Origin of the sequence: Actinophytocola sp. (assembly GCF_036555685.1) — a bacterium.
Classification (GTDB): domain Bacteria; phylum Actinomycetota; class Actinomycetes; order Mycobacteriales; family Pseudonocardiaceae; genus Actinophytocola.
Genome location: NZ_DATBKY010000299.1, coordinates 46404 through 72986 on the forward strand (window position 1 = coordinate 46404; position 26583 = coordinate 72986).

General features: G+C 72.1%; 27 protein-coding genes. 10 read left to right on the forward strand and 17 right to left on the reverse strand.

Annotated elements, in window-relative coordinates; genetic code table 11:
- Window positions 1-4: 4 nt before the first annotated feature.
- Complete coding sequence (locus tag VH969_RS31035) at window positions 5-1165, forward strand: amidohydrolase family protein (protein WP_331980782.1); 1161 nt, start codon at window positions 5-7, stop codon at window positions 1163-1165.
- On the opposite strand, the gene VH969_RS31040 is transcribed toward VH969_RS31035, so the two are convergent.
- The 9 genes from VH969_RS31040 to VH969_RS31080 all read right to left on the reverse strand — a co-directional run bounded on the left by VH969_RS31040 (window position 1128) and on the right by VH969_RS31080 (window position 9918).
- A complete protein-coding gene (locus VH969_RS31040) occupies window positions 1128-1982 on the reverse strand; it encodes an alpha/beta fold hydrolase (protein ID WP_331980784.1) in 855 nt (284 codons plus the stop codon). The two genes, VH969_RS31035 and VH969_RS31040, sit on opposite strands and share 38 nt — an antisense overlap.
- A gap of 81 nt (window positions 1983-2063) precedes the next feature.
- Entirely contained in the window at window positions 2064-2642 is a 579-nt protein-coding gene (locus VH969_RS31045) for a TetR/AcrR family transcriptional regulator (RefSeq protein WP_331980786.1), read from the reverse strand.
- Window positions 2643-2671: 29 nt separating this feature from the next.
- Window positions 2672-3793 (reverse strand): 5-methyltetrahydropteroyltriglutamate--homocysteine S-methyltransferase, encoded by a 1122-nt coding sequence (locus VH969_RS31050; RefSeq protein ID WP_331980788.1) that lies wholly within the window; start codon window positions 3791-3793, stop codon window positions 2672-2674.
- Between the two features lie 136 nt (window positions 3794-3929).
- On the reverse strand, window positions 3930-5114 hold the full coding sequence (locus VH969_RS31055) for a 4-hydroxybenzoate 3-monooxygenase (RefSeq protein WP_331980790.1): 1185 nt from the start codon (window positions 5112-5114) through the stop codon (window positions 3930-3932).
- On the reverse strand, window positions 5115-6584 hold the full coding sequence (locus tag VH969_RS31060; RefSeq protein WP_331980792.1) for a vanillin dehydrogenase: 1470 nt from the start codon (window positions 6582-6584) through the stop codon (window positions 5115-5117). It abuts the gene before it with no gap.
- Between the two features lie 34 nt (window positions 6585-6618).
- Entirely contained in the window at window positions 6619-7581 is a 963-nt protein-coding gene (locus VH969_RS31065) for an ABC transporter substrate-binding protein (RefSeq protein WP_331980794.1), read from the reverse strand.
- Window positions 7578-8369: an ABC transporter ATP-binding protein gene (locus VH969_RS31070; RefSeq protein WP_331980796.1), complete on the reverse strand. Its 792-nt coding sequence runs from the start codon at window positions 8367-8369 to the stop codon at window positions 7578-7580. The genes VH969_RS31065 and VH969_RS31070 overlap by 4 nt, the downstream gene beginning before the upstream one ends.
- Entirely contained in the window at window positions 8369-9145 is a 777-nt protein-coding gene (locus VH969_RS31075) for an ABC transporter permease (RefSeq protein WP_331980798.1), read from the reverse strand. The genes VH969_RS31070 and VH969_RS31075 overlap by 1 nt, the downstream gene beginning before the upstream one ends.
- Complete coding sequence (locus VH969_RS31080; protein ID WP_331980800.1) at window positions 9142-9918, reverse strand: ABC transporter permease; 777 nt, start codon at window positions 9916-9918, stop codon at window positions 9142-9144. Before VH969_RS31080 ends, VH969_RS31075 begins: the two co-directional genes overlap by 4 nt.
- Window positions 9919-10100: 182 nt before the next feature.
- Between VH969_RS31080 and VH969_RS31085 the strand changes: the two genes are divergently transcribed.
- Genes VH969_RS31085 through VH969_RS31105 form a run of 5 tightly spaced genes read left to right on the forward strand, consistent with a single transcriptional unit; the run spans window position 10101 to window position 13723 of the window.
- Window positions 10101-10916, forward strand: coding sequence for a CoA transferase subunit A (locus VH969_RS31085; protein WP_331980802.1), 816 nt, complete (start codon window positions 10101-10103; stop codon window positions 10914-10916).
- The gene (locus tag VH969_RS31090) at window positions 10913-11686 is read left to right on the forward strand and encodes a CoA-transferase subunit beta (protein WP_331980804.1); all 774 of its coding nucleotides are present in this window, start codon (window positions 10913-10915) and stop codon (window positions 11684-11686) included. The genes VH969_RS31085 and VH969_RS31090 overlap by 4 nt, the downstream gene beginning before the upstream one ends.
- On the forward strand, window positions 11683-12381 hold the full coding sequence (gene pcaH / locus VH969_RS31095; protein WP_331980806.1) for a protocatechuate 3,4-dioxygenase subunit beta: 699 nt from the start codon (window positions 11683-11685) through the stop codon (window positions 12379-12381). Before VH969_RS31090 ends, pcaH begins: the two co-directional genes overlap by 4 nt.
- Window positions 12381-12926 carry a protocatechuate 3,4-dioxygenase subunit alpha gene (gene pcaG / locus VH969_RS31100; RefSeq protein ID WP_331980808.1) on the forward strand — a complete coding sequence of 182 codons (546 nt, stop codon included), beginning with the start codon at window positions 12381-12383 and terminating at the stop codon, window positions 12924-12926. The genes pcaH and pcaG overlap by 1 nt, the downstream gene beginning before the upstream one ends.
- A gap of 17 nt (window positions 12927-12943) precedes the next feature.
- The gene (locus tag VH969_RS31105; RefSeq protein WP_331980810.1) at window positions 12944-13723 is read left to right on the forward strand and encodes an IclR family transcriptional regulator domain-containing protein; all 780 of its coding nucleotides are present in this window, start codon (window positions 12944-12946) and stop codon (window positions 13721-13723) included.
- Window positions 13724-13747: 24 nt separating this feature from the next.
- Here the strand turns inward: VH969_RS31105 and VH969_RS31110 are convergent, their stop codons facing one another.
- The 3 genes from VH969_RS31110 to VH969_RS31120 form a co-directional block, all read right to left on the reverse strand.
- The gene (locus tag VH969_RS31110) at window positions 13748-14065 is read right to left on the reverse strand and encodes a hypothetical protein (protein ID WP_331980812.1); all 318 of its coding nucleotides are present in this window, start codon (window positions 14063-14065) and stop codon (window positions 13748-13750) included.
- Window positions 14066-14139: 74 nt separating this feature from the next.
- Window positions 14140-18489, reverse strand: coding sequence for a PDDEXK-like endonuclease domain-containing protein (locus tag VH969_RS31115; protein ID WP_331980814.1), 4350 nt, complete (start codon window positions 18487-18489; stop codon window positions 14140-14142).
- Between the two features lie 46 nt (window positions 18490-18535).
- Window positions 18536-19477: an MBL fold metallo-hydrolase gene (locus VH969_RS31120; RefSeq protein WP_331980816.1), complete on the reverse strand. Its 942-nt coding sequence runs from the start codon at window positions 19475-19477 to the stop codon at window positions 18536-18538.
- A gap of 366 nt (window positions 19478-19843) precedes the next feature.
- Between VH969_RS31120 and VH969_RS31125 the strand changes: the two genes are divergently transcribed.
- The 3 genes from VH969_RS31125 (at window position 19844) to VH969_RS31135 (ending at window position 21546) form a co-directional block, all read left to right on the forward strand.
- Entirely contained in the window at window positions 19844-20752 is a 909-nt protein-coding gene (locus VH969_RS31125; protein WP_331980846.1) for a Sco1979 family transcriptional regulator, read from the forward strand.
- A 222-nt stretch (window positions 20753-20974) separates the two neighbouring features.
- The gene (locus VH969_RS31130; protein WP_331980818.1) at window positions 20975-21199 is read left to right on the forward strand and encodes a DUF397 domain-containing protein; all 225 of its coding nucleotides are present in this window, start codon (window positions 20975-20977) and stop codon (window positions 21197-21199) included.
- Window positions 21199-21546 (forward strand): hypothetical protein, encoded by a 348-nt coding sequence (locus tag VH969_RS31135; RefSeq protein ID WP_331980820.1) that lies wholly within the window; start codon window positions 21199-21201, stop codon window positions 21544-21546. The genes VH969_RS31130 and VH969_RS31135 overlap by 1 nt, the downstream gene beginning before the upstream one ends.
- A 145-nt stretch (window positions 21547-21691) precedes the next feature.
- On the opposite strand, the gene VH969_RS31140 is transcribed toward VH969_RS31135, so the two are convergent.
- Together VH969_RS31140 and VH969_RS31145 are read right to left on the reverse strand one after the other, a co-directional pair.
- The gene (locus VH969_RS31140; protein ID WP_331980822.1) at window positions 21692-22129 is read right to left on the reverse strand and encodes a rhodanese-like domain-containing protein; all 438 of its coding nucleotides are present in this window, start codon (window positions 22127-22129) and stop codon (window positions 21692-21694) included.
- Complete coding sequence (locus VH969_RS31145) at window positions 22126-22683, reverse strand: cysteine dioxygenase (protein ID WP_331980824.1); 558 nt, start codon at window positions 22681-22683, stop codon at window positions 22126-22128. Before VH969_RS31145 ends, VH969_RS31140 begins: the two co-directional genes overlap by 4 nt.
- Before the next feature lie 246 nt (window positions 22684-22929).
- Between VH969_RS31145 and VH969_RS31150 the strand changes: the two genes are divergently transcribed.
- A complete protein-coding gene (locus VH969_RS31150; RefSeq protein WP_331980826.1) occupies window positions 22930-23295 on the forward strand; it encodes a Na-translocating system protein MpsC family protein in 366 nt (121 codons plus the stop codon).
- Window positions 23296-23336: 41 nt separating this feature from the next.
- Here VH969_RS31150 and VH969_RS31155 read toward each other — a convergent pair whose 3' ends face one another.
- Genes VH969_RS31155 through VH969_RS31165 form a run of 3 tightly spaced genes read right to left on the reverse strand, consistent with a single transcriptional unit; the run spans window position 23337 to window position 26539 of the window.
- A complete protein-coding gene (locus VH969_RS31155) occupies window positions 23337-23765 on the reverse strand; it encodes a DUF742 domain-containing protein (protein WP_331980828.1) in 429 nt (142 codons plus the stop codon).
- 3 nt (window positions 23766-23768) lie between these two features.
- Window positions 23769-24182 (reverse strand): roadblock/LC7 domain-containing protein, encoded by a 414-nt coding sequence (locus VH969_RS31160; RefSeq protein WP_331980830.1) that lies wholly within the window; start codon window positions 24180-24182, stop codon window positions 23769-23771.
- On the reverse strand, window positions 24179-26539 hold the full coding sequence (locus VH969_RS31165) for a sensor histidine kinase (RefSeq protein WP_331980832.1): 2361 nt from the start codon (window positions 26537-26539) through the stop codon (window positions 24179-24181). Before VH969_RS31165 ends, VH969_RS31160 begins: the two co-directional genes overlap by 4 nt.
- Window positions 26540-26583 lie beyond the last annotated feature (44 nt).

Here is a 26583-nt window from a genome sequence, read left to right on the forward strand (position 1 = left end):
GCCGGTGGCCGCCACGCACGACGTCCCGCTCGTCGACCAGCACTGCCACGGCGTGCTGGCGCGCGACCCCGAGCCGGAGGAGTTCGCCGGTGGCCTGACCGAGGCGGCGGCCGCGGGGACCCGGGACCGGTGGCACTCCTCGCTCGGCCTCGCCGTGCGCCGGTGGTGCGCCCCGGTGCTGGACCTGCCGCCGCACGTGTCGCCCCAGGACTACCTGGAGCGGCGCGCCGAGCTCGGCTGGTGGGAGGCGACCGCCCGGCTGCTGCGGGCGGCGGGGGTGGCGCACTGGCTCGTCGACACCGGGTACGCGCCCTCGCCGAACCTCGAGCCGGGGGACGTGTGCGGCGCCGGGCACGAGGTGCTGCGCGTGGAGCAGGTGGCGGAAACGCTTGCCCCGCGGGCGAACTCGGCCGCCGCGCTGCTCGACGGGTTCCGCGACGAGCTGCGGGCGCGGGCGGGCGACGTGGTCGCTCTCAAGAGCGTCGTCGCCTACCGGTCCGGTTTGGACGTTCCGGGGGAGTGCCCGCCGGACGGTGCGGCGGCGCGGGCGGCACAGGGCTGGCTGCGCTCCGGCGACGCCCGGCTGACCGACCCCGTCCTGCACGCGTGGGTCGTGCACGAGGCGGCCCGTGTGGGTGCCGAGCTCGAGCTGCCGCTGCAGTTCCACACCGGCTTCGGCGACGAGGACCTGCACCTGCGCGAGGTCGACCCGTTGCTGCTCACCGATTTCCTGCGGGCCACGAAGGACACCGGCGTCGAGGTCGTGCTGCTGCACTGCTGGCCGTTCCACCGCAATGCCGCCTACCTGGCGCACGTGTTCGACCACGTGTCCGTCGACATCGGACTGACGCTGCCCTTCGTCGGGGTGCGGGCGGACGACGTGCTCGCCGAGGCGCTCGAGCTCGCGCCGTTCGACTCGGTGCTGTACTCCTCCGACGGCAACGTGCTACCCGAGCTGCACCACCTGGGTGCGGTGCTGTGGCGCCACCACTTCGGGCGCCTGCTCGACTCGTGGCTCGCCGACGACGTGATCGACGTGGCCGGCGCCGAGCGCCTCGCGTTCGATGTCGGCGCCGGCAACGCCGCCCGCCTCCACCCCCGGCTGCGGAGCCGGATGGGCAACCGGCTCAGCTCACCGCGCGGCCGCGCACCTCGGCTTCGGTGACGAACGCGACCGCCCGCGCGACCGTGTCGGGGTCGCGCAGCACCCGCCAGTGGCCCAGCCCGTGCACGGTCAGCAGCTCCGCGCCCGGCCACGCCTTGCGCAGCGCCACGCTGTCCGCGTATCGGGTCTCCCGGTCGTTCGGGTCGTGGACGGTCAGCAGCGGCGGCGGTGCGGGGAGGTCGTCGACCTGGCTCGGCACGTCGAACGACGACCACGGCCGGCCCACCAGCCGCGCCACGCGCGTCAGCATCCGCTCGCGGACGCGGCGGTCGAACCCGAGCGCCGCGGAGAACAACGCCGTGTACGGCACCGGCTGGGTCATCGGCGCGAGGAACACCAGCCGGCCCGCCCACAGCCCGCGGCGCAGCGCGAAGAACGTGGCGTTGGCGCCGAGCGAGTGCGCGATGACCGCGTGCGCGGGACCGTGCGCGGCGACGACGGCCTCGAGGGCCGCGGCCATCTCCGGGATCGACGTCTGCCGCGGGCCGAGCTCGCCGGGGTCCGACTCGCCGTGGCTCAGCGCGTCGAACGTGACCACCCGGTGGCCGGTGGCCAGCAGCGGCTCGAGGAACGCCCGCAGCTGGACGCTGTGGCCGCCCCACCCGTGCACCAGGTACACGACCGGCCCGGTGCCCCACACCCGGCTGACCACGTGCCGCCCGCCGACCGGCACGCGGAACGTCTCGCCCGGCGGGATCATCTCCGCGGGTCTGCCCCGGTAGGGCGGGATGGTCAGCCAGCGCCGCGTGGCGAAGCGGGCGCCGAGCTCCGGGGCGAACCGCTCGAGCGTGCCGAACGCGGTGCGGACGGCTCTCATGCGAAGACGGTCAGACAAACGAACGATCGTGCTTTTTTGCGTCGACACGGGTGGCCTTCCTTCGACGAAGAGACAGGGGAGCTAACCCGCCCGGGCGGCGGCCAGCAGGGATTCGAACGCGCGCCGGGCACGTGCCTCGGCGGCCTTGTCGCCGAGCAGCCTGCTCGACATGTGGCAGGACAGCATCACGCCGTCGAGGTCGAACGCGAACTGCTCCGGGTCACCGGTGAACTGGCCCTCGGCGACGCCGGTGCGGAAGACCTCGGCGAGCGTGTCGCGCCAGTCGCGCTGGTCGCGGACGAGCCGGTCGCGTACCGGTCCGGGCTGGTCGTCGAGCTCGCTGGAGAACGCGACGAACGGGCAGCCGCTGGGCTGCGCGGCCCAGCGCAGCCAGTTCTCGAAGATCGCCCGCACCCGCGGCTCGCCCCGCGGGGCGGTGAGCGCGGGGGCGACGACCTCGGTCACGAACCGGGCCCGGGTGTGCTCGAGCACCTGGACCTGCAGCGACTCCTTGGACCGGAAATGGGCGTACAGCCCGCTCTTGGACAGCCCCGTGCCGGCCGCGAGCGAGCCGATGGTCATCCCGCCCAGCCCGACGCGGCCGGCCAGGCGGCCGGCGGCGTCCAGGATGGCCTCACGGGTGGCCTCGCCCTTGCTCACCCGGCCAGAGTAGCACGATCGTTCGGTTGTCAGCCCCAGACTTCTTCGGCGATCTCGACGATCAGCGCGAGCTTGGCGACCTGTTCGTCGTAGGAGAGCACGTTGCCGTCGACCGTCGAGGAGAAGCCGCACTGCGGGGACAGGCACAGCTGCTCGAGCGGCACGTACTCGGCCGCCTCGTCGATGCGCCGCTTGATGTCGTCCTTGTTCTCGAGCCGGCCGGACTTCGTCGTGATCAGGCCCAGCACGACCTGCTTGCCCGGCGGCACGAACCGCAGCGGCGCGAACGAGCCGGACCGGGGGTCGTCGTACTCGAGGAAGAAGCCGTCCACCGCGAGCTCGGAGAACAGCGCCTCCGCGACGAAGTCGTAGCCGCCCGCGGCCGCCCACGAGGACTTGAAGTTGCCGCGGCACATGTGGGTGGTGACCCGCAGCCCTTCCGGACGGCCGGCGAGCGCCGCGTTGATCTGCCTGATGTAGCGCAGGTGCTGGTGCTCGGCGTCGTCGCCGCGGGCCGCGAGCTGGGCACGCTGGTCGGGGTCGTTGAGGTAGGCGAGGCTCGTGTCGTCGAGCTGCAGGTACCGGCAGCCGAGCTCGGCGACCGCGGCCACCTGGTGCGCGTACGCCGCGGACAGGTCCGTCCAGAACTGCTCCTCGTCGGGGTACACGGCCGGGTCCAGCGCGGCCGGGCCGCCCCGGTAGTGGACCATGCTGGGGGAGGGGATCGTCAGCTTCGGCGTCACCGCGTCGCCGGCCACCGACCTCAGGAACGTGAAGTCGTCGGCGAAGATCGTCTCCGTCAGCCGGACCGGACTGTCCACATGCAACGCGGCGGTGGTGAACTCGATGACCCCGTCGGCGTTCTCGAACCGCACTTTGATCGACTCGTCGGACCGGCCGATGCCGCCGAGCCGGTAGATGAAGTCCATGTGCCACGAGCTGCGCCGGAACTCACCGTCGGTCGCCGACCGCAGGCCTACCTCCGCCTGCATCGCCACGACCTCGCGGATCGCCTCGTCCTCGGCGCCGCGCAGGTCCTCGTCGGAGATCCGGCCGGCCGCGTGGTCCGCTCGCGCGGCCAGGAGCTTCGCCGGGCGCAGCAGGCTGCCGACGTGGTCCGCGCGGAACGGGGGCAGGTCGCGAGTAGTCATGATCGTTCCGCCTCCCCGGAATTCTTACTTGTGGTCGTCATGGGTTCTGGGCGCGCGGTCTCGTGCGCACCGGTGGCTTGGTTGCGTGCCGTTCCGCTTGGGTGCGGTCGGCCGCCACGCGGGTCGTGTCGATGGATCATGATGCTCCTTCCGGGAACGGGAGCCCCACGTAGTTCTCGGCGAACGACGCCGCGGCCGCGGTCGACGTGGTCAGGTAGCGCAGCTGGGAGAGCTGCAGCTGCCGGGTGAACGGGTCCGCGTCCGGCGCGCGGTGCAGCATCGAGGTCATCCACCACGAGAAGTGCTGCACCCGCCAGACCCGCGACAGGCAGACGTCCGAATAGGACTCCAGACCGGACTCGTCGCCGCTGGCGAAGAATCGGTCGAGGGCGGCGGCGAGCACCGCCACGTCCACGACCGCGAGGTTCAGTCCTTTCGCCCCGGTGGCCGGGACGATGTGCGCCGCGTCGCCGGCGAGGAAGACCCGGCCGTGGCGCATCGGCTCGACCACGAAGCTGCGCAGCGCGGTGATCGCCTTGTCCACGATCGGGCCGTCGTGCAGCTCGAAGCCGGTCGTGCGGCCGAGCCGGGTGCGCAGCTCGTCCCACACCCGCTCGTCGGGCCAGGTGTCGACCGACTCGTCCGGCGAGACCTGCAGGTAGAGCCGGGTCAGCCGCGGCGAGCGCATGCTGTGCAGCGCGAACCCGCGGTCGTGCGAGGCGTAGATCAGCTCCGCGGCGGACGGTGCGACTTCGGCGAGCACGCCCAGCCACGCGTACGGGTACTCGTAGTGGTACTCGGTCAGCGCGCCCGCCGGCACCGACGGCCGGCTCACGCCGTGGAAGCCGTCGCAGCCGGCCACGACGGCACAGCGCAGCTCCTCCGTCCGTCCGTTGTGGACGTAGCGGACCACGGGGGAGCCGGTGTCGTGGTCCTCGATCGCCTCGGCGCGCGCCTCGAACAGCAGCGGCCTGCCGGTGGCCAGCCGGGCCGCCACGAGGTCCTTCACGAGCTCGTGCTGGCCGTAGATCGTCAGCTCCCGGCCGGCCAGCTCGGTGAGCGGCACGTGGTGGCCGACGCCGTCGAACAGCAGCTCGAGCCCGCGGTGGACCAGCCGCTCCCGGTGCAGCCGCTCGGCCAGGCCGGCCTTCGTCAGCAGGTCGACCGTGCCCTGTTCGAGCACACCGGCCCGGATCCGCGCCTCGATGTGCGACCGCGTGTGCCGTTCGAGCACGACGGAGTCGATGCCGCGCAGGTGCAGCAGGTGCGCGAGCAGCAGACCGGCCGGTCCGGCGCCGACGATGGCTACCTGGGTCCGCATTCAGAAAGGGTATTCCGGGATCTGGCCACGCATCGTGATCCACCGCGAGTCGGTGAACGCGTCGAGGTTCGCCGAGCCGCCGAACCGGGCGCCGGTGCCGGAGTCGAGCACGCCGCCGAACGGCGCGACGGCCTCGTCGTTCACCGTCTGGTCGTTGATGTGCACGATGCCGGTCGGGATCCGCTCGGCCAGCGCCAGCCCGCGCATCGCGTCGCCGGTCAGGATCGACAGCGACAGCCCGTAGGCGCTCTCCGCGGCGAGCGTGGCGGCCTCGTCCGCGGAGGAGAACCGGACGATCGGCGCGACGGGGCCGAACACCTCGTTCGCGTAGGCCGGCATGTCGGTACGCACGCCGTCGAGCACGGTCGGCCGGTAGAACAGGCCCTCGTACGTGCCGCCGGCCGCCAGCCGCGCGCCCGCGTCCACAGTGGACGTGACGAGTTCGTGCACCTTGTCCCGCTGGCCCGCGTCGATCAGCGGGCCGAGGGCCACCTCGCCGGTCGGGTCGCCGACCGGCAGTGCGTTCGCGTGGGCGGACAGCGCCTCGATGTAGGCGTCGGCGACGCCCTCGTGCACCAGGTGCCGGCCCGCGGTCATGCAGATCTGGCCCTGGTGCAGGTAGGAGCCCCACGCGCCGGCCGAGACCGCGCGCTCGATGTCCGCGTCGTCGAGCACGATGAGCGCCGAGTTCCCGCCGAGCTCCAGGTGTACCCGCTTGAGGTGGCGGGCGGCGAGCTCGGCCACCACGCGCCCGGTCCGGCTCGACCCGGTGAACGAGACGACGCGCACGCTGGGGTCGGTGACCAGCGCGGAGCCGGCCTCGGCTCCGCCCGGCAGCACGTGCAGCAGCCCATCGGGCAGGCCGGCCTCGGCGAGCACGGCGGCGATCGCGAACCCGCCGCTGACTGGCGTGCGCAGGTCGGGCTTGAGTACCACCGCGTTGCCCAGCGCGAGCGCGGGCGCGACCGAGCGGGTCGAGAGGATCAGCGGCACGTTGAACGGGGAGATCACGCCGACCACGCCTACCGGCACCCGGCGCAGCAGCGAGAGCCGCGGCTCGGTCGTCGGCAGGATCTCGCCCGGCGAGCGGGACGCGAGCGCGGCGGCCTCGTAGCACTCCTGCGCGGCCACGCCGACCGCGAACGCGGCGAGCCCGGCGACCGCGCCGGTCTCGCGGACGACCCAGCCCCGCAGCTCGTCGGCGTGCTCCTCGATCAGCGTGCCGGCGCGGCGGAGCACCGCGGCCCGTTCCGTGAAGGTCGCCGCCGCCCACTCGCGTTGCGCGACCGCGGCGCCGGCGGCCGCGGCCGCGACGTCCTCGGCGTCGGCGATGCCCGTCGTACCGAGCTCGGCACCGGTGGCCGGCTCGACGATCGGTGCGGCGCCACCGCGCGGCTTGACCCATCCTCCACTGTAGACACTGCCGGCGAACGCGCCGGGGTCCAACACGGTGGCCATCGATGTGGTCATGGCGACTTTCCTTCCTGCTCAAGCTTCCTGTTCGCTACGGGAACAGGTTCTCCACGTGCGCGGGCTTCGCCAGCAGCCCGTCCTCGAGCGCCAGGTCGGCGAGAGTCTGCATCGAGTCGCGGTTCACGTCGGCCGGCCACTTCGGCAGCGTCAGCTTCTCGATCGTCGCCGGGTCGATCTCGGTGTAGCTGCTGATGATCTTCCGCGCCTCGTCCGGATGGTCGTCCGCGTAGGCCAGCGACTCCTGCATCGCGGCCGTGAACCGCTTGACCATGCCCGGGTTGTCGACCTTCTGCTGGAGCCCGGTGAAGTACGTGGCCACCGTCAGGTTCAGCGCGGTGTCCACGTAGCTGTCGGCGATCTTGCGCCCGCCCTGGGCCAGCACCGCCTGCTGGAACGGCTCCACGACGAAGACCGCGTCCACGTCGCCCGCCTTCAACGCGGCCGGCTGGTCCGGGAACGGCATCGGCGTGAACTTCACCTTCGCCGGATCGCCGCCGTCCTTGCGGACCGACTGGCGCACGGTCGTGTCGACGATGTTCTGCAGCGTGTTGGCCGCGACCGTCTTGCCCTCGAGGTCCTTCGGCGACTTGATCGGGCTGTCCCCGCGGACCATCAGCGCGGCGAAGTCCTGGTCGTGCACGCCGGTGGACGCGACACCGTTGGACACCATCTTCACCGGGTTGCCCTCCTGCTGCGCGAGCAGGAGCGACACGACGTTGCTGAAGCCGAACTGGTACTTCTGGCGGACCACCGCCGGGATGATGTCCGCGCCGCCCGCCTCCTGCTTGAGCGTCACGTCCATGTCGCGCTTGGCGAAGAAGCCCTTCTGCACGCCGAGGTAGATCGGCGCCACGTCCAGGATGGGGATGACACCCACCGTGACCTTGTCCGGCTGCCGCAACGTCGACACTTGTTCCGTGCCTTCGCTGGCGCTGCACGCGGTCGCCAGCAGCGTCGTGGACAACAGGAGAACGGCGAGGTGTCGGAGCCTCATCGAGACTTTCCTTCCAGCTTGGCCTTCTGGATCTGCGCGTACACCCTCCCACGCAGTTCCGTGAACCGCGGATCCCCGCGGGTCGCCAGCTGGTCGCGATCGGCCGGCAGGTCGATCGGCAGGTCCTCGGCCACATGCGTCGGCGATGCGGAAAGCATTATGACCCGCTCGCCGAGATAAACGGCCTCATCTATGTCATGAGTGACGAAAAGCAGGGTCACGCCGAACCGCTGCCACACCGACCGGATGAGATCCTCCAGGTCCGCCCTGGTCTGCGCGTCGACGGCCGCGAACGGCTCGTCCATCAGGAGTACGCGTGGCTGGTAGGCGATGGCGCGGGCGATCGCGACCCGCTGCTGCATGCCGCCGGAGAGCTGCCACGGGTACGCAGCCGCCGCGTCCGCGAGCCCCACCGCGTCCAGGGCCTCGGCGACCAGCCGGCGCCGCTGCTCGCGTTTCTTGCCGGCCGCGCGCAGCGGCAGGTCGACGTTGTCCGCGACGCGCAGCCACGGGAACAGGCTGCGGCCGTACTCCTGGAACACGACCGCGAGGCCCTCCGGCGGCCCGGTGACCGGCGTGCCCGCGACCTTCACCTCGCCGCTGGTCTGCCGCAACAGGCCGGCGATGCAGCGCAGCAGCGTCGTCTTGCCGCAGCCGGACGGGCCGACGACGCACACGAAGCTGCCCTCGGCGATCTCGAAGCTGATCTCGCCGATGGCCTCGACGTGGCGGCCGCGGCCCCCCGCACCGCCGCCGTACACCTTGTGGAGCTCGGTGACCGTCAGCATCATCGCTCCTTCTGTGCGGCGCGGCTGCCGTGGTACCAGTCCAGCACCCGGTTCTCGACCAGCCGGAACAGCACGGCCAGCAGGACTCCGAGCAGGCCCAGCAGGATCACCCCGCTCCACATCTGGGGGATCTGGAACCCGTCCTTGAACTGGATGACCGTGTAGCCGAGCCCGCTGCTCGCGGCGAACATCTCGCTGATGACCATGAGGATGATGCCGATCGAGAGCGCCTGGCGCGCGCCGGTCACGATCTGCGGGCTGGCCGAGCGCAGCACCAGGTGCCACCAGCGCAGCCGGCCGCGGATGCGGTACGTGCGGCAGGTGTCGGCGAGCACCTCGTCGACCGCGCGCACGCCCTCGACCGTGTTGAGCAGGATCGGCCAGACGCAGCCGGAGATGATCACGAGGATCTTCATGGTGTTCCCGATGCCGGCGATCAGCACGAGGATCGGCACCAGCACGGGCGGCGGGACCGCACGCAGGAACTCGAGCAGCGGCTCCACGGTCGCGCGCAGCGTCCGGCTCGACCCGATCAGCATGCCGAGCCCGACACCAAGCACGAGCGCGGCCGCGTACCCGACCGCGAGCCGCGCGAGGCTCGGCAGCACGTCGTCGGCCAGGCGCGGGCCGAACCACGTCTGCGGGAACACCTCGACGATGTTCTTCAGCGGCGGGAAGTAGAAGTCCGTGCTCCCGGCGCTCGCGAACCACCACACGACGACGAGCACGACCGGCAGCCCGATCGCGATCCCGGTGCGCTTCAGCACGTTCGTCACGCCGGCGTCGCCTCCGTCCGCATCGCCGGGTGCCAGTGCAGCGCGCGCCGCTCGGCGGCCCGGGTGAGCACGTTCGCGAGCACCCCGAACACACCCGTGACGACGATCAGCGCGTACATCACCGCGACCGCGCCGCTGGACCGCGCGGTGGCGATCTCCCGCCCGAGACCGGGCGAGCCGACGACCAGCTCGCCGGTGATCGTGAGGATCAGCGCGACCGTCGCGGCCAGCCGCACGCCGGTCGCGACGTAGGGGAGCGCGGTCGGCCAGACGAGGTAGCGCACCCGGTCCCACCGGCCGAGCCGGTATGAGTGCGCGGTGTCCTGCGCGACCGGGTCGATGTCCGCGACCCCGTGCAGCACCTGGACGAGCACCTGCCAGAACGACGCGTACACGACCAGCACGAGCGTCGAGGTGATCGTCGAGCCCCACAGCACGACGACGAGCGGGATCAGCGCGACCGACGGGATCGGCCGGAGGAACTCGATCGTCGACGCGGTCGCCGCACGCAGGACCGGGATGGTCCCGATGACCACGCCGAGGACCACCCCGGCAGCCACCGCGACGGCGAGGCCGAGCAGCCACGTGCGGACGGTGTCGAGCACCGCGAACCAGAACTGCCCGTCGCCCAGCTGACCGGCGAGCGTGCCGATGATCTCGCTCGTCGGCGGCGCGTACCGCCGCGGCACGAGCCCGATCCGCGGCGCGATCTCCAGCAGCAGCGCGAAGCCGAGCAGCCCCGCCACACCCAGGTAGGCGCGGTGTCGGCGCATAAGCGGCACTCCATCCACCTGCCACAGGTTCGAGGACGTTGTTCGGAGATCGCACGCTCGTTCTCATGGAGAACGTAGGTGCCGGCACTGCCAGCGTCAACCGTTGACGGGCGTCGGCTCGGTACCTATCGTGCGAACAGAGAACGCCCGTTCGTAGTGCGTACACCGTGGGGAGGCCGCCAGTGGCCGAGCTCGTAAGCCTGGCCGACGGGATATCTCAGCTGGTCCGGGACGGGGACACGGTCGCGCTGGAGGGTTTCACCCATCTCATCCCGGTCCAGGCGGCCCAGGAGGTCATCCGGCAGCGCAGGCGGGACCTCACGCTCGTGCGGATGACGCCGGACATCGTGTACGACCAGCTGATCGGCGCGGGCTGCGCGCGCAAGCTGGTGTTCGCGTGGGGCGGCAACCCCGGTGTCGGGTCGCTGCACCGGTTGCGGGACGCGGTCGAGAACGACTGGCCGGCGCCGCTGGAACTGGAGGAGCACAGCCACGCGGGGATGGCGAACCGCTACGTGGCCGGCGCGTCCGGCCTGCCGTTCGCGGTGCTGCGCGGCTACCACGGCACGGACCTCGCAAAGCACACGGCCACCATCAAGACGGTCACCTGCCCCTTCACCGGCGAGGAGCTGGCCGCGGTGCCGGCGATCCGTCCGGATGTGACGGTCGTGCACGCCCAGCGCGCGGACCGGGCCGGCAACGTGCAGCTGTGGGGGCTCGTCGGCGTGCAGAAGGAGGCGGTGCTCGCCGCGCGGCGGTCGCTGGTCACCGTCGAGGAGGTCGTCGACTCGCTCGAGCCGGTGCCGGACGCGGTCGTGCTGCCGTCGTGGGTGGTGTCCGCGGTGGCGGTGGTGCCGGGCGGCGCGCGGCCGTCGTACGCGCAGGGTTACTACGATCGGGACAACGACGCGTACCGGGCGTGGGACGCGGTGAGCCGCGACCGCGACCGGTTCCTGGCCTGGCTGGCGGCGAGCATCTACGCGGTGACCACGCCATGAGCGAGCGTGCGGGCGAATCGATGTCACCGGACTTCACGGCAGCCGAGATGATGAGTGTCGAGGCGGCCCGGGCGCTCGCCGGGCACACGTCGTGCTTCGTCGGCATCGGACTGCCGAGCACCGCGGCCAACCTGGCCCGCCGGGTGCACGCGCCGGGCCTGGTGCTCATCTACGAGTCGGGCGCGATCGGCGCGAAACCGTCCCGCCTGCCACTGTCCATAGGGGACGGTGAGCTCGCGGAGACGGCCGACGCGGTGGTGAGCGTGCCCGAGGTGTTCAACTACTGGCTGCAGCCCGGCCGGATCGACGTCGGGTTCCTGTCCGCCGCGCAGCTGGACCGCTTCGGCAACCTGAACACGACGGTCATCGGTGGCTACGACGACCCGCGCGTGCGGCTGCCCGGGTCCGGTGGCGCGCCGGAGATCGCCGCGTCGTGCCGCGAGGTGTTCATCATGGTGCGCCACGGGCTGCGGACGTTCGTCGACCGCGTGGACTTCGTGACGTCGGTCGGCTTCGGCGACGGGTACGACTCGCGGGAGAAGCTCGGCCTGCGCGGGCGCGGCCCGGTGCGCGTGGTCACCGACATCGCCGTGCTCGAACCCGATCCGGTGTCGCGTGAGCTGACGCTGACCCGGGTACACCCGGGGGTGGACGTCGCGGACGTGCGGGCGGCGACCGGCTGGGACCTGAAGGTCGCCGACGAGGTGGCGGTCACCGAGCCGCCGACGGACGAGGAGCTGGCCGTGCTGCGCCGGCTGGAGGAACAGTGAGCACACCGGGCTACCGACGCGATCCCGGCGGCACGCATCCGCCGTTGCTGACCCCGGCGTACGCCTCGACCGTGCTGCGCGCGCCGAGCCGGGAGCCGGTGCTGCTGCCGCACTCGCTCACCGAGATCACCGGCCCGCTGCTCGGCGAGGGCCGGGTCCTGCCGACCGACCACGACCTGACCAAGCAGCACGACGGCGAGCCGCTGGGGGAGCGGATCATCGTGCACGGCCGGGTGCTCGACAGCGACGGCCGGGCCGTGCCGGACACCCTGGTCGAGCTGTGGCAGGCGAACTCGGCGGGCCGGTACGCCCACGACCGCGACCAGCACCCGGCACCGCTGGACCCGAACTTCACCGGCGTGGGCCGGTGCGTCACCGACTCCGGCGGGCGCTACCGGTTCGTCACGCTCAAGCCGGGCGCCTACCCGTGGCGCAACCACGAGAACGCCTGGCGCGCGCAGCACATCCATTTCTCGCTGTTCGGGCGCGCCTTCGTGCAGCGGCTGGTCACGCAGATGTACTTCCCCGGGGATCCGCTCTTCTACCAGGACCCGATCTACAACGCCGTGCCCGATGGCGCCCGGCACCGGATGATCTGCGCCTTCGACCTGTCGGAGACCGTGCCGGAGTGGGCGCTCGCGTACCGGTTCGACATCGTCCTGCGCGGCCGGGACCAGACGCCGATGGAGGCCTAGTGGAGCTCACGCCGTCGCAGACCGTGGGGCCGTTCTTCGCGCACGCGCTGACGTGGGAGGACGGCCCGTACGTGGTGCCGCCGTCGGCCGAGGGCGCGTTCTGGCTGCGCGGCGTGGTGTACGACGGCGCGGGCGAGGTCGTGCCGGACGCGCTGATCGAGAGCTGGCAGGCCTCGCCCGACGGCCGGTTCGACCACCCCGACGACCCGCGTGGTGCGGTCGCGGGCTTCCGCGGCTTCGGCCGCTGCCCCACGGACGCGGCGGGCCGGTGGGGTCTGCACACGGTGCGCCCCGGCCGGGTGCCGGGCGCGGACGGTAGGTTGCAGGCGCCGCACATCGACCTGTCGGTGTTCGCGCGTGGCCTGCTCGACCGGGTGGTGACCCGGGTGTACCTTCCGGCCGAGCCGTCCAACGTGGACGATCCAGTGCTCTCGTCGGTACCCGCCCGGCTGCGGGACACGCTGGTAGCGGCGCCGGCCGGGGACGGGTACAGGTTCGACATCCGGCTGCAGGGCGCGGGTGAGACGGTCTTCTTCAGTGTCTAGCCGTTAGGAGTGTTGTCGTGGCGGGGCGCGGGCCGGACTTCGTGCAGTCCCTCGAGCGCGGGCTGTCGGTGATCCGCGCGTTCGACCACGAGCGTCCCGAGCTCACGCTGAGCGAGGTCGCCGCGGTGACGGGCGTGACACGTGCGGTGGCGCGCCGCTTCCTGCTGACGCTGGCGTCGCTCGGCTACGTGCGCTCGGACGGCCGGTTCTTCTCGCTGACGGCGAAGGTGCTGGAGCTGGGATACGCGTACCTGTCGAGCCTGTCGCTGCCGGAGGTGGCGGAGCCGCACCTGGAGGCGCTGGTCGGCGAGGTGAACGAGTCGTCGTCGGTCTCGGTGCTGGACGGTCACGATGTCGTCTACGTGGCTCGCGTACCGGTGAGCCGCATCATGACGGTGTCCATCTCGGTGGGGACCCGCTTCCCGGCCTACGCGACGTCGATGGGCCGGGTGCTGCTGGCGGGCATGTCGGAGCCGGAGCTCGCCGCCTACCTGTCGGCGGTGCGGCTGGAGCCGCTGACCGCCCGGACGGTGTCCTCGGTGGCGGCCCTGCGCGGCGAGGTGGCGCGGGTGCGGTCCCAGGGCTGGGCCCTGGTGAACCAGGAGCTGGAGGAGGGCCTGCGCGCGCTGGCGGTGCCCATCCGGGACCGGGCGGGCAAGGTGGTCGCGGCGCTCAACGTCTCGGCGCACGCGAGCCGCACGTCGCTGGAAGCCATGCGCCGCGACCTGCTGCCGCCGCTGCTCAAGACGGCAGCCAACGTGGAGGCGGACCTCCCGGCCCGCACCCGCCGGACCTGACCCGCCGGACCGCGACCGGCACTGTCAGTTCCGGGGAGGCGGCGTGACCCGCCAGTCGGCGGTGTGCGCCAGGATGCCGGGGATGTCCTCGGTGAGCCTCGCGAAGTCGATGGCCTGGGAGATCAGGCTTGTGGGGTTGTCCTCGATGGCCGCCCAGGCTCGGGCGCGTTCGGCCTCGCTGGCGAAGCGGCCGTGGTCGAAGGCCTTGCGTGCCGCCGCCCGCAGCGCGTCCAGGTCGTGGACGATGATCGTGATCTCCGCGGACAGCTCGTAGCGGCGCGCCGGGTCGTCGGCCAGGCGGGTGATCGCCCGGATGTCCGCGCTGCTCAACTCGTGACTCATGCCTCCAGAGTCACCCCGCGAACCGCGACCGGCCAGGGCGAACGCGCCAAATCCGGGAAGAATCCGGGGCACCCCTAGTGGTGCGCCCGCGGCTCGATCTCCAGCGCCCGCAGCACCGCCACCAGCCGCTCCAGGACCGCGGCCGGCGAGACGTAGAAGGCCGACGCGCGGATGCGGAACAGCCGCCACCCGCACCGCTCCAGGTCGCGCTGCCGGGCCAGGTCACGCTCGTACGCCGCCGCGCCCCGCCACTCGTCGCCCTCGCACACGATCGCCAGCCGCGACCGGGCGCCGACGACCACCAGGTCCAGCACGACCGAGTCGACCGTGTACCGCGGCACGACCGAGTAGCCGAGCGAGACGAGCTCGTTCGCCACGTGCTGGGTGAACAGCGAGCCGAACGGTTCCACCAGCGTGTCGGCCGGCGCGGGCAGCCGCAGGAAGACGTCGGACGGCGACGAGACCACGCCGTAGCAGTGGTCCAGCAGCTGGAACCGCATGTCCTCGGCGTTGTCCAGCGAGCCGGGCGGGATGGAGTGGAACAACCACATCTGGTCCCGCGCCCGCGACGCCGCGACGTTGTACCGCTGCACGAACAGCTCCCGCGTCAGCGGCACCTGCGACGGGCCCGCCGCCACCATGGACAGGAACATCACGTCCCGCTCCGCGCCCTGGAAGTCCGCCGAGTCGCCGCACTGGATCCGCCGCGCCGCCCAGTCCTCCGGCGCGATCCGCTCCAGCAGCCGCCGCTCGATCGCCTTCGCCTGCGCGCTGCCCAGCAGTGAGATCACGCCGAACGTCATCCCGTCGTAGCGCGGGTCCGCGACGCACTTCTCCAGCTGCTCGACGACCGCCTCGACCTCGACCGGGTTGATCTTGTTCGTCGTGCCCACCACGTGCCCGTCCGGCAGGTACACCGGGCGGATCGGCTCGAGCCGGTCGGCGCCGTACTGGCGCACCGGCACCAGCCGGATCCCGTCCGGCTCGTAGGCGACCCGGTTCGAGAAGGCGATGATCTCCGGCACGCACCGCCGGTGCTCGGTCAGCGTCAGCAGGCCGCGGTAGCGCATCTTCGCCTCGTCGAACAGGCTCCGCTGCGGGTCCTGCCACGCCGACCGGTACGGGTCGTCGGCCAGGTACTGGCCGGCGAGGTCGCGCAGCTGCTGCTGGTCGACGCCGACGGCCGACGGCGACACCTGCTTGTCGTCCCCGATCACGACCATGCGTGGCGCGAGGTACTGCAGGAACGTCGCCTCCAGCCCGGCCTGCGACGCCTCGTCGACGATCACCACGTCGAACATGTCCGGCCGGATCCGCAGCTGCTCCGCGATCCGGTAGACCGGCATGATCCACACCGGCACCGCGGGCCGGCAGCGGTCCATCGCCTGGCGCACCTCGACCCGCCGCTGCGCCGCGTACCGGCCGGTGCCCTTGCCCAGCCGGCGCACGAGGTAGGCGTAGTGCTCGAGGTTCGCCCGCGCCTGGCCGGTCAGCCGGTCCGGCGACACCGCGTGGCCCCACGCCCGGGTCGCCGCGAGCTCCTCGACCCGTGCCCGGATGCGCTGCTCGGTCAGCCCGATCTCCGCCTGCAGCGCGTTGACGTCCGCCGCACCCTGGTCCAGCACCCACGCGCCGGCCGCCGCCCACGACCACGCCTCGCCGAACGACGCGAGCCGGTCGTCCCACGCGGGGTCCGCGGCCGTCGTCTCGACCGCGGTCCGCAGCCGCGCCGGCACCCGCTCGGCGACGGCGTCGCGCCGGTTGATCAGCCGGCGCACCTCGTGCAGCCGCTCGAGTCGCTTGTGCGCCACCGCGTACGCGTCCGGGTCGCGCTGGCGCGCCGCCTCGCGCAGGGCCCGCACGCACGGCGCCGCGTCGGCGTGCCCGGCCGCGACCGAGAGCGTGGCCTCGATCCGGCGCAGCGGCACGGTCGCCGCCGCGTGCGCGTCGGCCGCCGCCGCCACGTCGACGAGCCGCGCGTACGTGCGCACCGCGTCCAGGTCCGTCCAATCCGGACGCGGCAGCCCCGCGTCCGCCAGCGCCCGCTGCTCGGTCTCCAGCGCCTCGGACAGCCGCAGCACGCGGCGCAGCTGGTCCAGCTCCGTGCCGTGCCAGGCCACCCGCTCGTGCACCGAACCGGAGGCCACCGCGACCCCGGCCGGCCACGCCCGGTCCAGTGCGGCCAGCACCTTGACCAGGTCGGCCCACACCAGGAACGCCGCGACCTGCACGGCGTTCACCGGCGGCAGCCCGTCCACCCGGACCTGCGCGAACAACGCCTGCGCCTGCTTGACCGGCCGCGGCGTCAGCGGGCCGAGCTTCGGCAGCCCGTCCGCTCCGGTCTTCAGAGCGCCGCCGGCGAGGTGGGCGTGCAGCTGCTGCGCGACCGGCACCAGCAGCGTCACGTTACCGTCCACTTCGACCGTCGTGAGTGGACCGAGACGCGCGGCGAGCTGCTCCGCCTGCGCGGCGAGGGCGCCGAGCTGCTGCGCCCGGCCGTGCCACACCCGCCCGCGCCCGGACCGGACGTCGGCGAGCGCGTCGTTCATCCACGTCTCCCGGCGCCGCGCCAGGTCGTCCGCCTCGTCGGCCAGCTCGCGCAGCCGGCGGCGCAGCTGCTCGCGCGCACCCGCGTCGATCCGGCGCACCGCCTCGAACGCCAGGTGCGCCTTCTCCAGGTCGTGCTGCTCGTCGGCGGCGGCCGCGGCGTTCTCGGCGGTCACCAGGTCGGCGAAGCCGGGCGGCGGGGGCACGGTGGTGAGGTCGACGAGCCGGCCGCCCGCCTCGAGCTCGTCGGCCGACAGCGTCCGGTCGAGCAGCAGCCCGCGCCAGCCGGCCAGCTCCGCGGCGGTGACCGGCGGCGGCTCGTCGGCGCGGACGTCCGCGTGCTCGGGCAGCCAGCCGAACCGCCCGCGCCGCGCCTCCAGCGCCCGGGCGATCGCCGCGAGCGTGCCCTGGTAGCCGGCGTGCGAGTGCTCGCGGACCTCGTCCGCGCGGGCCTCGATCAGCCGGTCGTGCAGGTCGGCGCGGCGCACGCGGAGCCGCTCGATGTCGTCCAGGCAGGCCTCGATCGTCTTCGCCGCCGCGGCCTCGTCGTGGTCGGTGGCCGCGGCCGCGATCCGCTCGACGGCCACCTTCAGGTCGGACATGTCCTCGCGGGACGTGCCGACCACGGCCACCGACAGCGGCTTGATCGCGGCCGGCAGCTTGTCCCGTACCTCGCGCAGCGCCCGGTCGGTGTGCGCGGTGACCAGCACCCGCTTGCCCTGCGCGAGCAGGTGCGACAGCAGCGCGGCGGCGGTGTGCGTCTTGCCGGTGCCGGGCGGGCCCTGCACGAGCGTCTGCGCCTGGGTGTCGACCTGCCGGATGATCCGCAGCTGCGTGTCGTTGACCGGCAGCGGCAGGAACTCGTCGTCGTCCACCTTCACGAGCGCGCCCGCTACCGGACCGGGGGCGCGCGGGGCCGGCCGGTGGTCCGGGTCGACGAGCGGGCGCAACCCGTCGGGGACCTCGCCGGACTCCGTGAGCTGGTCGACGATCGTCGAGAAGATCTCCACCAGGCCCTGCTGCGAGCGGCGGCGCAGGATCACCGCGGGCGCGAACGACGCCACCGCGTGTGCGGCCGGCATCGGCACCGCGCCCCCATCGCGGTACTCGCCGCCCGCGTCGAGCATGTGCACGACCCGGCGGACCAGCGCGCCTGCCTCGGTCCGGTCCAGCGGGTGGCCGGCCAGCTCGCGGGCCTGCGCGCGGATGTCGTTGACATGCCGCGGGTTCGGGATGCGGCCGGGGTCGAGCATGTCCAGCTCGACGTCCGCGGCGTCGACCGACTCGACACGGCGGACGGCGAGCTGGCCGGTGTCGTCGTCGAGGGTGATCGTCACCGGCGCCGTGACGACGTGCCGGCGTACCTCCGGGTGGTCGGGCGGGCGCCACGCCAGGCAGCCGACGCCGACCACGAGCTCCAGCTCCTCGGGGTTGCCGGTCGCCGCGACGTAGGTGGCGAACAGCTGGCCGTACCAGGCACGGACGGGCCGGTCGCGGCGCTCGGCGGCCGCCCACTCCTGCCAGCCGGGAAGCCACTCGTCGTACCGCGCGCGCAGTTCCGGATCCTCGGGCGGCGGGGCGACGTTGCCGGGGTCGTCGAAGCGGTCCACGCCGAACTCGGGCACGGGCGGGTCCACGCGGGCCACCCGGTCGATGGTGAGGATCGGGTCGTCCGGTCCCGGCTCGCCGCGGTGGGCCACGGTGACGGCCGGGTGCTCGGGCAGCTCGTCGAGCCAGAGCACGTCGCGGTAGCCGTCCACGGTGCGCGGCGGGAGGTTGCGAAGCTGCTGGGTACGGCCGAGGAACTCGAACAGGCGCACGGCGCGGCCGACCGACGGGTCGGCCACCTGGTTCGCCCCCTGGTGGGTTTCGGTCACCCGGTCCATCACCTGCCTTGGAGGCATCCAAGATACCGCGCCGGCGCTATGCCAGGCATGACAACGGCTTTCCGCCGTTGTAGACGACCATGTCGCCCAACGCCGCGGCGGCGTCGATCGGCGCACCCGGCGCGGCCCCGGCCACCTCGGCGTACGCGCGGTGCAGGTTGCCCACGATCCGCTCACTGTCCTTGAGGCTCGCGTACTCGCCGAGGTCGAGCTCGCGGGCGACCTCCAGCGGCGCGAGGCCGGCCGCCGTGCCCTCGCGCGCGGTGGCCTGGACGAACCGCAGGTAGCCGAGCACGTCGTCGATCACCTCCGGCCCGCACACCGGGCCGTGACCGGGCACGATCGTGGTGGCGCCCAACGGTTTCACCACCTCGGTGAGGACGTGGATCGCGCCCGCGATCGAGCCCTGCACGAGGAACGGCGTGCCGCCGTTGAACAGCAGGTCGCCGCAGAACAGCAGGCCCCGCTCGGGAATCCACACGATCGAGTCGTTCGTGGTGTGCGCGGGCGTGCCGACGTGGCGGACCTCGCAGCGCAGGTCGTCGACCCACAGCGTGACGGCTTCGGTGTAGGTGAGGAACGGCGGCTCGATCTCCACCGCACCCCAGTCCACCTTGGTCCAGATCGGCTCGTCGAACGGCTTGCCCCAGGCCAGCACGGCCTCGCGGGTCGCCTCGTGGCCCACGATCGTCGCGCCGGCGAAGAGGTAGTTGCCGAACGTGTGGTCGCCGTGGTGGTGGGTGTTGACCAGCGTGCGCACGGGAAGCGGCGTGACCCGCCGGATCGCGTCGAGGTACGCGCGGGTGCGGCGCTCGGTCGAGCACGCGTCCACGCTGACCACGCCGCGGTCGCCGACGAGGAAGCCGGTGTTGTTGATCCACCACGTGCCGTCCGGCTGGATGTAGGCGTACACGCCGTCGCTCACCTCCTCCAGGCGCGGCGGTGCGGGGGAGGTGATGTCGTGCGCGGTGGAGGTCATGCGGCCACTGTAGAAGCGGACGAAGGCCCGCGCGGCGGCGAAAGTGCGGCGAAAGTGCGGCGAAAGTGCGGCGAAAGTACCGTCGCGTACTGACCACATCGGACAGTGCGGCGGCCGGTGCGGACGTGGCGCGGCTACCGCACACGCCGGCGTCGCTCGATGCGGCGAAGGCGATCCGGCCTGGTTACCGGCTCAACCGGATCGTCGCGCGCGGACGGGAGTCACGCTCCGCGACCGTCCGGGCCGCTCGGTCTGTCAGGCTGCAAGTTTCCGTTTGCGAGTCCGGTTCCACTCCCGTTGCCGCCGTCGAGCGCGTACTCTGAGTCGTTGGACGGTGACCGGTCGAGCGAGTACTGGAGGCGGGACATGGCCGCGGACGACCCACGCGGCGGGGCGGAGGAGTTCTCCGCGCCCGCGACAGGCGAGGTCAGCGGAGCCCCGACAGCCCGGCGGATCGTCCTCGGCGCCCAGCTGCGCCGCCTCCGCGAGGCGGCCGAGATCACCCGCGCCGACGCCGGCTACGCGATCCGCGGCTCGGACTCGAAGATCAGCCGGATGGAGCTCGGCCGGGTCGGCTTCAAGGAACGGGACGTCGCCGACCTGCTGACCATGTACGGCGTCACCGACCAGAACCAGCGCACCTTCTACCTGGACATGGTCCGCAAGTCCAACGAGCGCGGCTGGTGGCACCGGTTCAACGACCTCATGCCGGACTGGTTCTCCAACTTCGTCGGCCTCGAGGAGTCCGCCTCCCTCATCCAGAACTACGAGGTCCTGTTCGTGCCGGGCCTGCTGCAGACCGAGGAGTACATCCGCGCGGTCGTCAGCCACGGCCAGCCGGCGCACCTCGACGAGCAGAGCGAGCGCCGCGTGCAGCTGCGCCTGCAGCGGCAGAAGGTGCTGTTCCGGCAGGGCGCCCCGCGGCTGTGGGCCGTCGTGGACGAGTCCGTGCTGCACCGGCCCATCGGCGGGCACGCCGGGCTGCGCCGGCAGCTGGACTACCTGCTCGACGTCACCAAGCAGCCGAACATCACGCTCCAGGTGGTGCCGTACGAGATGAGCGGCTACTCCGCGGAGGGCCCGTTCAGCATGCTGCGCTTCGCCGAGCCGACGTTGCCCGACGTCGTCTACATCGAACATCTCAGCGGCGCGCTGTACCTCGACCGGCCACACGAGATCGAGGTGTACGGCCGCGTCATCGACCGCCTCGCGGTCGACGCGGAGACGCCGGATCGCAGCCGGCAGCTCATCTCCAAGCTTCGCGCGGAGATCTAGCGCCACTCGATCGGGTGATGATGTTCGGTACCCAGGCGGGCGCTGCGCCCTGCAAGTTGCACTGACCTGGGCGGACACCATCGGTGACGAGATTTGGCCCTCTGGCCAGCGCCCGCGCCATATGCACGTGCATTTACCGCTGCAATCGCAGGTGCTATCTTCTTTGTATGCAGCTGCACGTGCAGGTGCACCCACTGTTGGTAGTCGGGAGAGGTGGGGACGGTGGCAGACACGGTTCACAACGGCATGCCCGCCGACAGACTCGAAGGCGCCGCGTGGCGCAAGAGCAGCCGTAGCGGCGCTGTCGGCAACTGTGTCGAGCTCACCTGGCCGGGCCATGACGTGGTGGCGGTCCGCAATTCGCGTGACCCACACGGCCCGGTGCTCGCCTTCGCCAGCCCCGACCTCGCGGCCTTCCTGGCCGGCGTGCGGAATCGGGAGGTTTGATGGTCAGCAGTGCGAGGTCGTCGGTGTCGACCGCGACCAGCACCGATGCCCAGCTTCGCGCGCTCGTGGCGCGCGGCTTCCGGTTCATCGACCCCAGAGACGAGAACGGCGACGTGGTCGCGGTGGTCGGGATCCGCGCCCACCACGATGTCGTCGACGTGGTGCAGCTGCACGGGGAGGACGAGGTCGTCGCCACCCGGATGCCCACGGATCAGGACGTGCTCGCCCCTCGCCAGGTGTTCTGGCAGGAGGTCGGCCCGGCGCACCACGTGCTCGGCGCGATGCTTGCGCTCCCGGACGACCGCCTGCCCGGCACGCTTCTGGTCCCTACCAGGGTGAGTGCATAACTGGGGCGCACCTGGCGGAATCCCTGGTCGCCAGGTGCGCCCTGGTATGTCTTCAGTACGTTGCCCGGCCGCCGCTGATGTCGTGGACCGCGCCGCGCGCCGTGCGTGCCATGCCGCCTCCTCGCTAGAACGAGTTCTAGCGAGGCTAGCGGGTAAGCCGCGACACCGTCGGCAGCCCGGCGGCCTGCCAGGCGACGAACCCGCCGGCCACGTCGGCCACCCGGGTCAGCCCGAGCTGCGCCATCACCTGGTGCGCGGCCAGGCTCGACGTGTACCCCTCGTTGCACATCAGGACGATCTCCTGGTCGCGGTCGCCGGGCCGCAGCTCCTTGAGCCGGTGCTCGCTGGTGACGTCCAGGCGCCACTCCAGCACGTGCCGGGAGACCGCGATGGCGCCGGGCACCTCGCCGAAGCGCCACCGGTACTCGGTCGGCCGCAGGTCGACCAGCAGCGCGCCGCGGCGCATCGCCTCCGCCGCCGCGGCGGGCGGGTACCGCGTGATCAGCCCGCGGGCGTGTTCGAGCAGCGTGGTGATCACGTCGGTCGCCGCGCCTGGCTCCGCTCGCTCCGACGATCCGTTCACGAGGCGGCCCCGCGCAGTGCGGCGGCCTCCGCCTCGAGCGCGCCGACGTCCGGCTCCGGCGTGTCGCACGGGATCTCGCGCAGGTGGTGCATCCCGGTCGGCAGCCAGCAGTAGAAGTTCATCGCGCGCAGCGGGGGTGAGTAGGCGTGGATGGAGACGGTCGGCTCGGTCCCCACGTTGACCAGGTTGTGCAGGTAGTCGGCTCCGAAGCCCACCGCGGTGCCGGCCACGTGCCGGCGGGTGCGCAACCCCGGGCCACGCACCGTGCCGAAGTCCTCGAGCAGGGAGCCGCGCGTCACGGTGAACGCGCCCGCGCTGCCGCCGTGGTCGTGCAGCAGCGTGTCCTGCCCGATGTCCCAGCAGATCAGCCACACCTCGGCGGCGTCGTCGAGACGCAACCGGGAATAGAACCGCTGGGTCAGGTCGAATCGCACCAGATCGGCCCAGCGGGCGGGAGCGCCGGCGAATTCCGCGACGATTTCGCGGAGTTTCGCCGGCGAAAGGAAATCGAAAGAGTTCGCCGGGTCTGCGGGCACGGCGAATTGCGGATGCATATCCACGAGACAAGCCCTTTCGCTTGACACCCGTGGTGTCCCCGCACGCCGGCCGGCGCCCGGCCTTCGCTCGGAGCCACGACGAGGTGTATCTCGCTCGAGCCGCTCCGCCGCGCGACCCGCCCGGCTTCGGCGAGCACACTGCGGTCCGGCCCGATCAGCCGCTATGGTTAGCGCCGCCGCGAGAATATCGGGCGGGGGAGCGGGGGGACAACGGGCCCGGCGCCCGGCGAAGGGAATGGCGCCATGCGGATAACCAAGGCGCAGCGCAATGCCGTGGCCGAGCGGATCACGAGCCTGGAGCGGACGTTCTACGGCCGCGGTCCGCGCAACGTACAGGTATCGGTCAGCGACGACGATCCGGTGAGCCTCGTCGTGCTGTCGATCGACAGCCTGACCGTCGCCGACGCGGTACTGGGCGAACGCGGCCACCGCGAGGCGGTGATCCGTCATCACGAGGCGCTGCACGAGGCGACCCGCAAGGACTTCCTCGACGCCGTCGAGAGCATCATCGGCCGGCCGGCGAGCGCCTACCTCGCGCAGGTGCACCCGGACACCGGCAACGCGATCCGCGTGTTCGTCTTCTCCGAAGAGATGCACGACGGCAGATGACCGGCTGGGCTTGTCGGGGGATTTGCCTTGGCCGGGTGCCGCTAGCGATCCAGGTTGACCAGGCCGCGGCGGACGCGCTCCAGTAGCTCGAGGTTCGGCCGGTCGTCGGGGCCGGACTGGGCGCCGTGAACGTTGATGAGGCCGAGCCCGGCCATGTCGTCCAGGAGCACCCGGACCACACCCAGCGGCAGTGACAGCAACGCGCTGACCTCCGCAACCGAGATCGAGCGGTGGCACAGCCGGGCCACCGGCTGGTGCTCGCTGCGCAGCGCGTCGAGCATGCCTTCGGCTCGTTCGGTGGTCGACACCAGCGTCTCGACCTCCAGCTTGACGCTCGGCCGGGTCCGGCCACCGGTCCATGCGTACGCGCGGACGCTCGACGAGTACTCCTCGAGCGGCTCGCCACCGTGCGAGCTGACGGCCTCTGCGACGCCGGCGAGGATGACCTCGGGTGACTCGTGCCCGGTCATGGCTCAGGTCGCGGCGAGCGCCGCGCGCAGCTGTGGTGTCAAGATCTTCCCGAACTGCTCTACCAGGACCGTCATCTCGTAGGCGACCTGCGCGACGTCACAGTCGATGCCCGCCAGCACGGCGAGGCACGAACCGTCCCGGATGGAAGTCAGCAGCAGCGCGCCGTCGTCCATCTCGACGACCGCGCGCACTACCTCGCCCCCGTCGAGGCACCTGGCCGCGCCGAGGTTCAGGCTGACCATCCCGGCGGTGATGGCCGACATCTGCGCGGCGCGCTCGGCCGGCAGCCGGGCCGACGCGGCGAGCAACAGGCCGTCGACGGAGACCACCACGGCGTGCGCGACACCGGGCACGCTCTCGGCGAAGTTGTCGACCAGCCAGCCGAACTTGCCGACCTGGTGTGAATCGGCGCTCATCCGTCGGTCGCCTCCTCTCGGGGCTCGCTCTGCCGGGCACCCGCCTGGAAGCTGCTGAGGAACCCTCGGGTTCGCTCCGCGTCGCGGGTGCGGGTCGCGGGCCGGTCGTTCGCCGGCGGGACATGCGGCTGTCCTCGCGGGACCCGTTTGGGGAGGCCGTTCGGGTCAGTCTGCTGCTCCACACCGGATGTCGGTGGGGCGGGCCGCGGTGTTTCCGCGGTGACCGGACGGTTGAGCCAGGTGAACGCGGCCTCGCCGGGCGCAGCCGCGGCCGCCGCGACGGCCGCCACCGGCTCTTCGGCCAGCCGCGTCGCGACGAACAGGATCGACGCCGGGGAGGTCGCCGACGGGAAGTCGGTCAGCTGGACGTGAATGCCGGCCACCTCGAGCCGACTGGCGACCGTCGATGCTCCTATCGGCGGGCTCGGTGCCGGGTTCGACGGCTGCGGCGCGGCCGTCGCAGGAGACCGGGTGACCGTCCCGCCCGTCACCACCACCGCCACCGGCACGCGCACGAACGCGCGCAGGCCGTCCTTGCCGTCGTCCCGCGGGGAGAGCCACACGCGAATGCCGTGCCGGACGGTCAGCCGGCCGATCACGAACAGCCCCATCTGCCGGGACACCGGCACGTCGACTCCGCCGCCGGCGGCGACGCGGTTGTTCGCCTCCAGCAGCTCCTCGCCGGCCATGCCGACGCCCTCGTCGGTGATCTCCACGAGCACCGAGCCGTCGGCCTCCAGCCGGCCCGCGATCACGACCGGGGTGTCCGGCGGGGAGAACTTCGTCGCGTTCTCGATCAGCTCGGACACCGATCGGATCAGATCCCCGGCGACGTAGCCGACGACCCGGACGTCGGGCACCGAGGAGACCAGCACGCGCTGGTAATGCTCGACCTCGGACACCGCCGCGCGCAGGATGTCGGACACGGGCATGGGTTCGGCGAACCGGCGGCTGAGCCCGGCGCCGGACAGCACCATCAGGTTCTCGTTGTTGCGCCGCATCCGCGTGGCGAGGTGGTCGAGCTTGAACAGGTTCGACAGCTGGTCCGGGTCGTCCTCCTGTTCCTCCAGTTGCTCCATCAGCCGTAGCTGCCGCTCGACGAGGCCCTGGCTGCGGCGGGACAGGTTCGTGAAGATGCTGGCGAGGTTGCTGCGCAGGCCCGCCTCCTCGGCCGCCGAGCGCACGGCCTGGGCGTGCACCGCGTCGAACGCCCGCGCCAGCTGGCCGAACTCCTCGGTGGTGTGCAGCGGCACCGGGTCGATCGCGGCCTTCTCCAACTCGCCGGCACGGATGCTCTCCACGGCCGCCGGTAGCCGCTCGTGCGCCACGTCCAGCGCGGTGCGGCGCAACACGCCGACCGAGCGCAGCAGGTAACGGGCGATCACGAAGCCGATACCCAGCGCGAGCAGCGCCACGATCAGCAGCACCGCCGACACCACGCCCGCCCGGGTGCCGAAGTCGTCGGACAGCGCCGCGGACTTCTCGCGGAGCGAGTTGCTCGCGTTCCTGGTCACGTCGAACATCAGATCGGTGGTGGCGCCGAACGACGTGTTCCACTCCTCCTCGGTGTAGCGCGGAGCGTCGATACCGGGAATCCGGGCGGCCCGCACCAGCGATTGCCGCTTGATGACGTCGGGTCCCGACACCGTCGACTCGTAGCCCTGCCGCAGCGCGTCCGGCGCCACCGCCCGGAAGTCGTTGAGGTTGTCGTCCAGCCGGGCATCGGTCTTGACGAAGGTCGTGCGCTCGAAGTCGGAGATCCGGCCGTTGCGTGCGGCGATGAGCCCGGCCGCGTGCTGGATGCCGACCTGCTCGCGGGCGGCCTGCAGCTCGTTGAGCGAGATGGAGATGTTGGTCAGCTCCGCGTCGGGGAAGCGGCCGATCAGCGCGCGGTCGAAGTCCAGCACGGCACCGGTGACGACGTCGTAGGAGCCGAGTACGAGGTCGCCGTCGGCGCGTTCGGCCACCTGCTCGCGCGCGTCGTGGAGCACGCCGACCGCGTCCGTCACGTATCGGAAGCGCTGTATGGCGTCCTCGCCGAGGTCGGTGTTCTGCTCGACGGCAGCGTTGGCCCGCGCGATCTCCGCGTCTGTGCTTCGCGAGAGTTTGTCCAGGTCACGGCTCTGCTGCACGGCCGCAGTGCGCTCGTCCTGGATGGCTGTCAGCGTGGTGAGCAGCTGTGCCCGAAGATCTGCGATGCGCTCCGTCGCAGCGTAGGAGCCGGCGAGCTGCACGTCGTTCTGCACCCGCAGCGCACCGAGGACTCCCGCGCCGATTACCGGCACGACGAGCACCATCCCCAGTTTCACCTGCAACGGCCAGTTGCGCCACTGCGTGGCGGCGGACCACCACTTCACGGGTTCTCCCTACGCTACGCCTTTCGGCGCAATAACGGAGTCAA

What these genes read in the sequence shown, in the direction of transcription:
- VH969_RS31125 (WP_331980846.1), top strand. Translation starts at nt 19,844, where the DNA reads ATGGCCGCGGACGACCCACGCGGCGGGGCGGAGGAGTTCTCCGCGCCC.
- VH969_RS31160 (WP_331980830.1), bottom strand. Translation starts at nt 24,182, where the DNA reads ATGAGCGCCGATTCACACCAGGTCGGCAAGTTCGGCTGGCTGGTCGAC.
- VH969_RS31150 (WP_331980826.1), top strand. Translation starts at nt 22,930, where the DNA reads ATGCGGATAACCAAGGCGCAGCGCAATGCCGTGGCCGAGCGGATCACG.
- VH969_RS31070 (WP_331980796.1), bottom strand. Translation starts at nt 8,369, where the DNA reads ATGCTGACGGTCACCGAGCTCCACAAGGTGTACGGCGGCGGTGCGGGG.
- VH969_RS31155 (WP_331980828.1), bottom strand. Translation starts at nt 23,765, where the DNA reads ATGACCGGGCACGAGTCACCCGAGGTCATCCTCGCCGGCGTCGCAGAG.
- VH969_RS31135 (WP_331980820.1), top strand. Translation starts at nt 21,199, where the DNA reads ATGGTCAGCAGTGCGAGGTCGTCGGTGTCGACCGCGACCAGCACCGAT.
- VH969_RS31090 (WP_331980804.1), top strand. Translation starts at nt 10,913, where the DNA reads ATGAGCGAGCGTGCGGGCGAATCGATGTCACCGGACTTCACGGCAGCC.
- VH969_RS31050 (WP_331980788.1), bottom strand. Translation starts at nt 3,793, where the DNA reads ATGACTACTCGCGACCTGCCCCCGTTCCGCGCGGACCACGTCGGCAGC.
- VH969_RS31080 (WP_331980800.1), bottom strand. Translation starts at nt 9,918, where the DNA reads ATGCGCCGACACCGCGCCTACCTGGGTGTGGCGGGGCTGCTCGGCTTC.
- VH969_RS31040 (WP_331980784.1), bottom strand. Translation starts at nt 1,982, where the DNA reads ATGAGAGCCGTCCGCACCGCGTTCGGCACGCTCGAGCGGTTCGCCCCG.
- VH969_RS31120 (WP_331980816.1), bottom strand. Translation starts at nt 19,477, where the DNA reads ATGACCTCCACCGCGCACGACATCACCTCCCCCGCACCGCCGCGCCTG.
- VH969_RS31110 (WP_331980812.1), bottom strand. Translation starts at nt 14,065, where the DNA reads ATGAGTCACGAGTTGAGCAGCGCGGACATCCGGGCGATCACCCGCCTG.
- VH969_RS31055 (WP_331980790.1), bottom strand. Translation starts at nt 5,114, where the DNA reads ATGCGGACCCAGGTAGCCATCGTCGGCGCCGGACCGGCCGGTCTGCTG.
- VH969_RS31060 (WP_331980792.1), bottom strand. Translation starts at nt 6,584, where the DNA reads ATGACCACATCGATGGCCACCGTGTTGGACCCCGGCGCGTTCGCCGGC.
- VH969_RS31145 (WP_331980824.1), bottom strand. Translation starts at nt 22,683, where the DNA reads ATGCATCCGCAATTCGCCGTGCCCGCAGACCCGGCGAACTCTTTCGAT.
- VH969_RS31065 (WP_331980794.1), bottom strand. Translation starts at nt 7,581, where the DNA reads ATGAGGCTCCGACACCTCGCCGTTCTCCTGTTGTCCACGACGCTGCTG.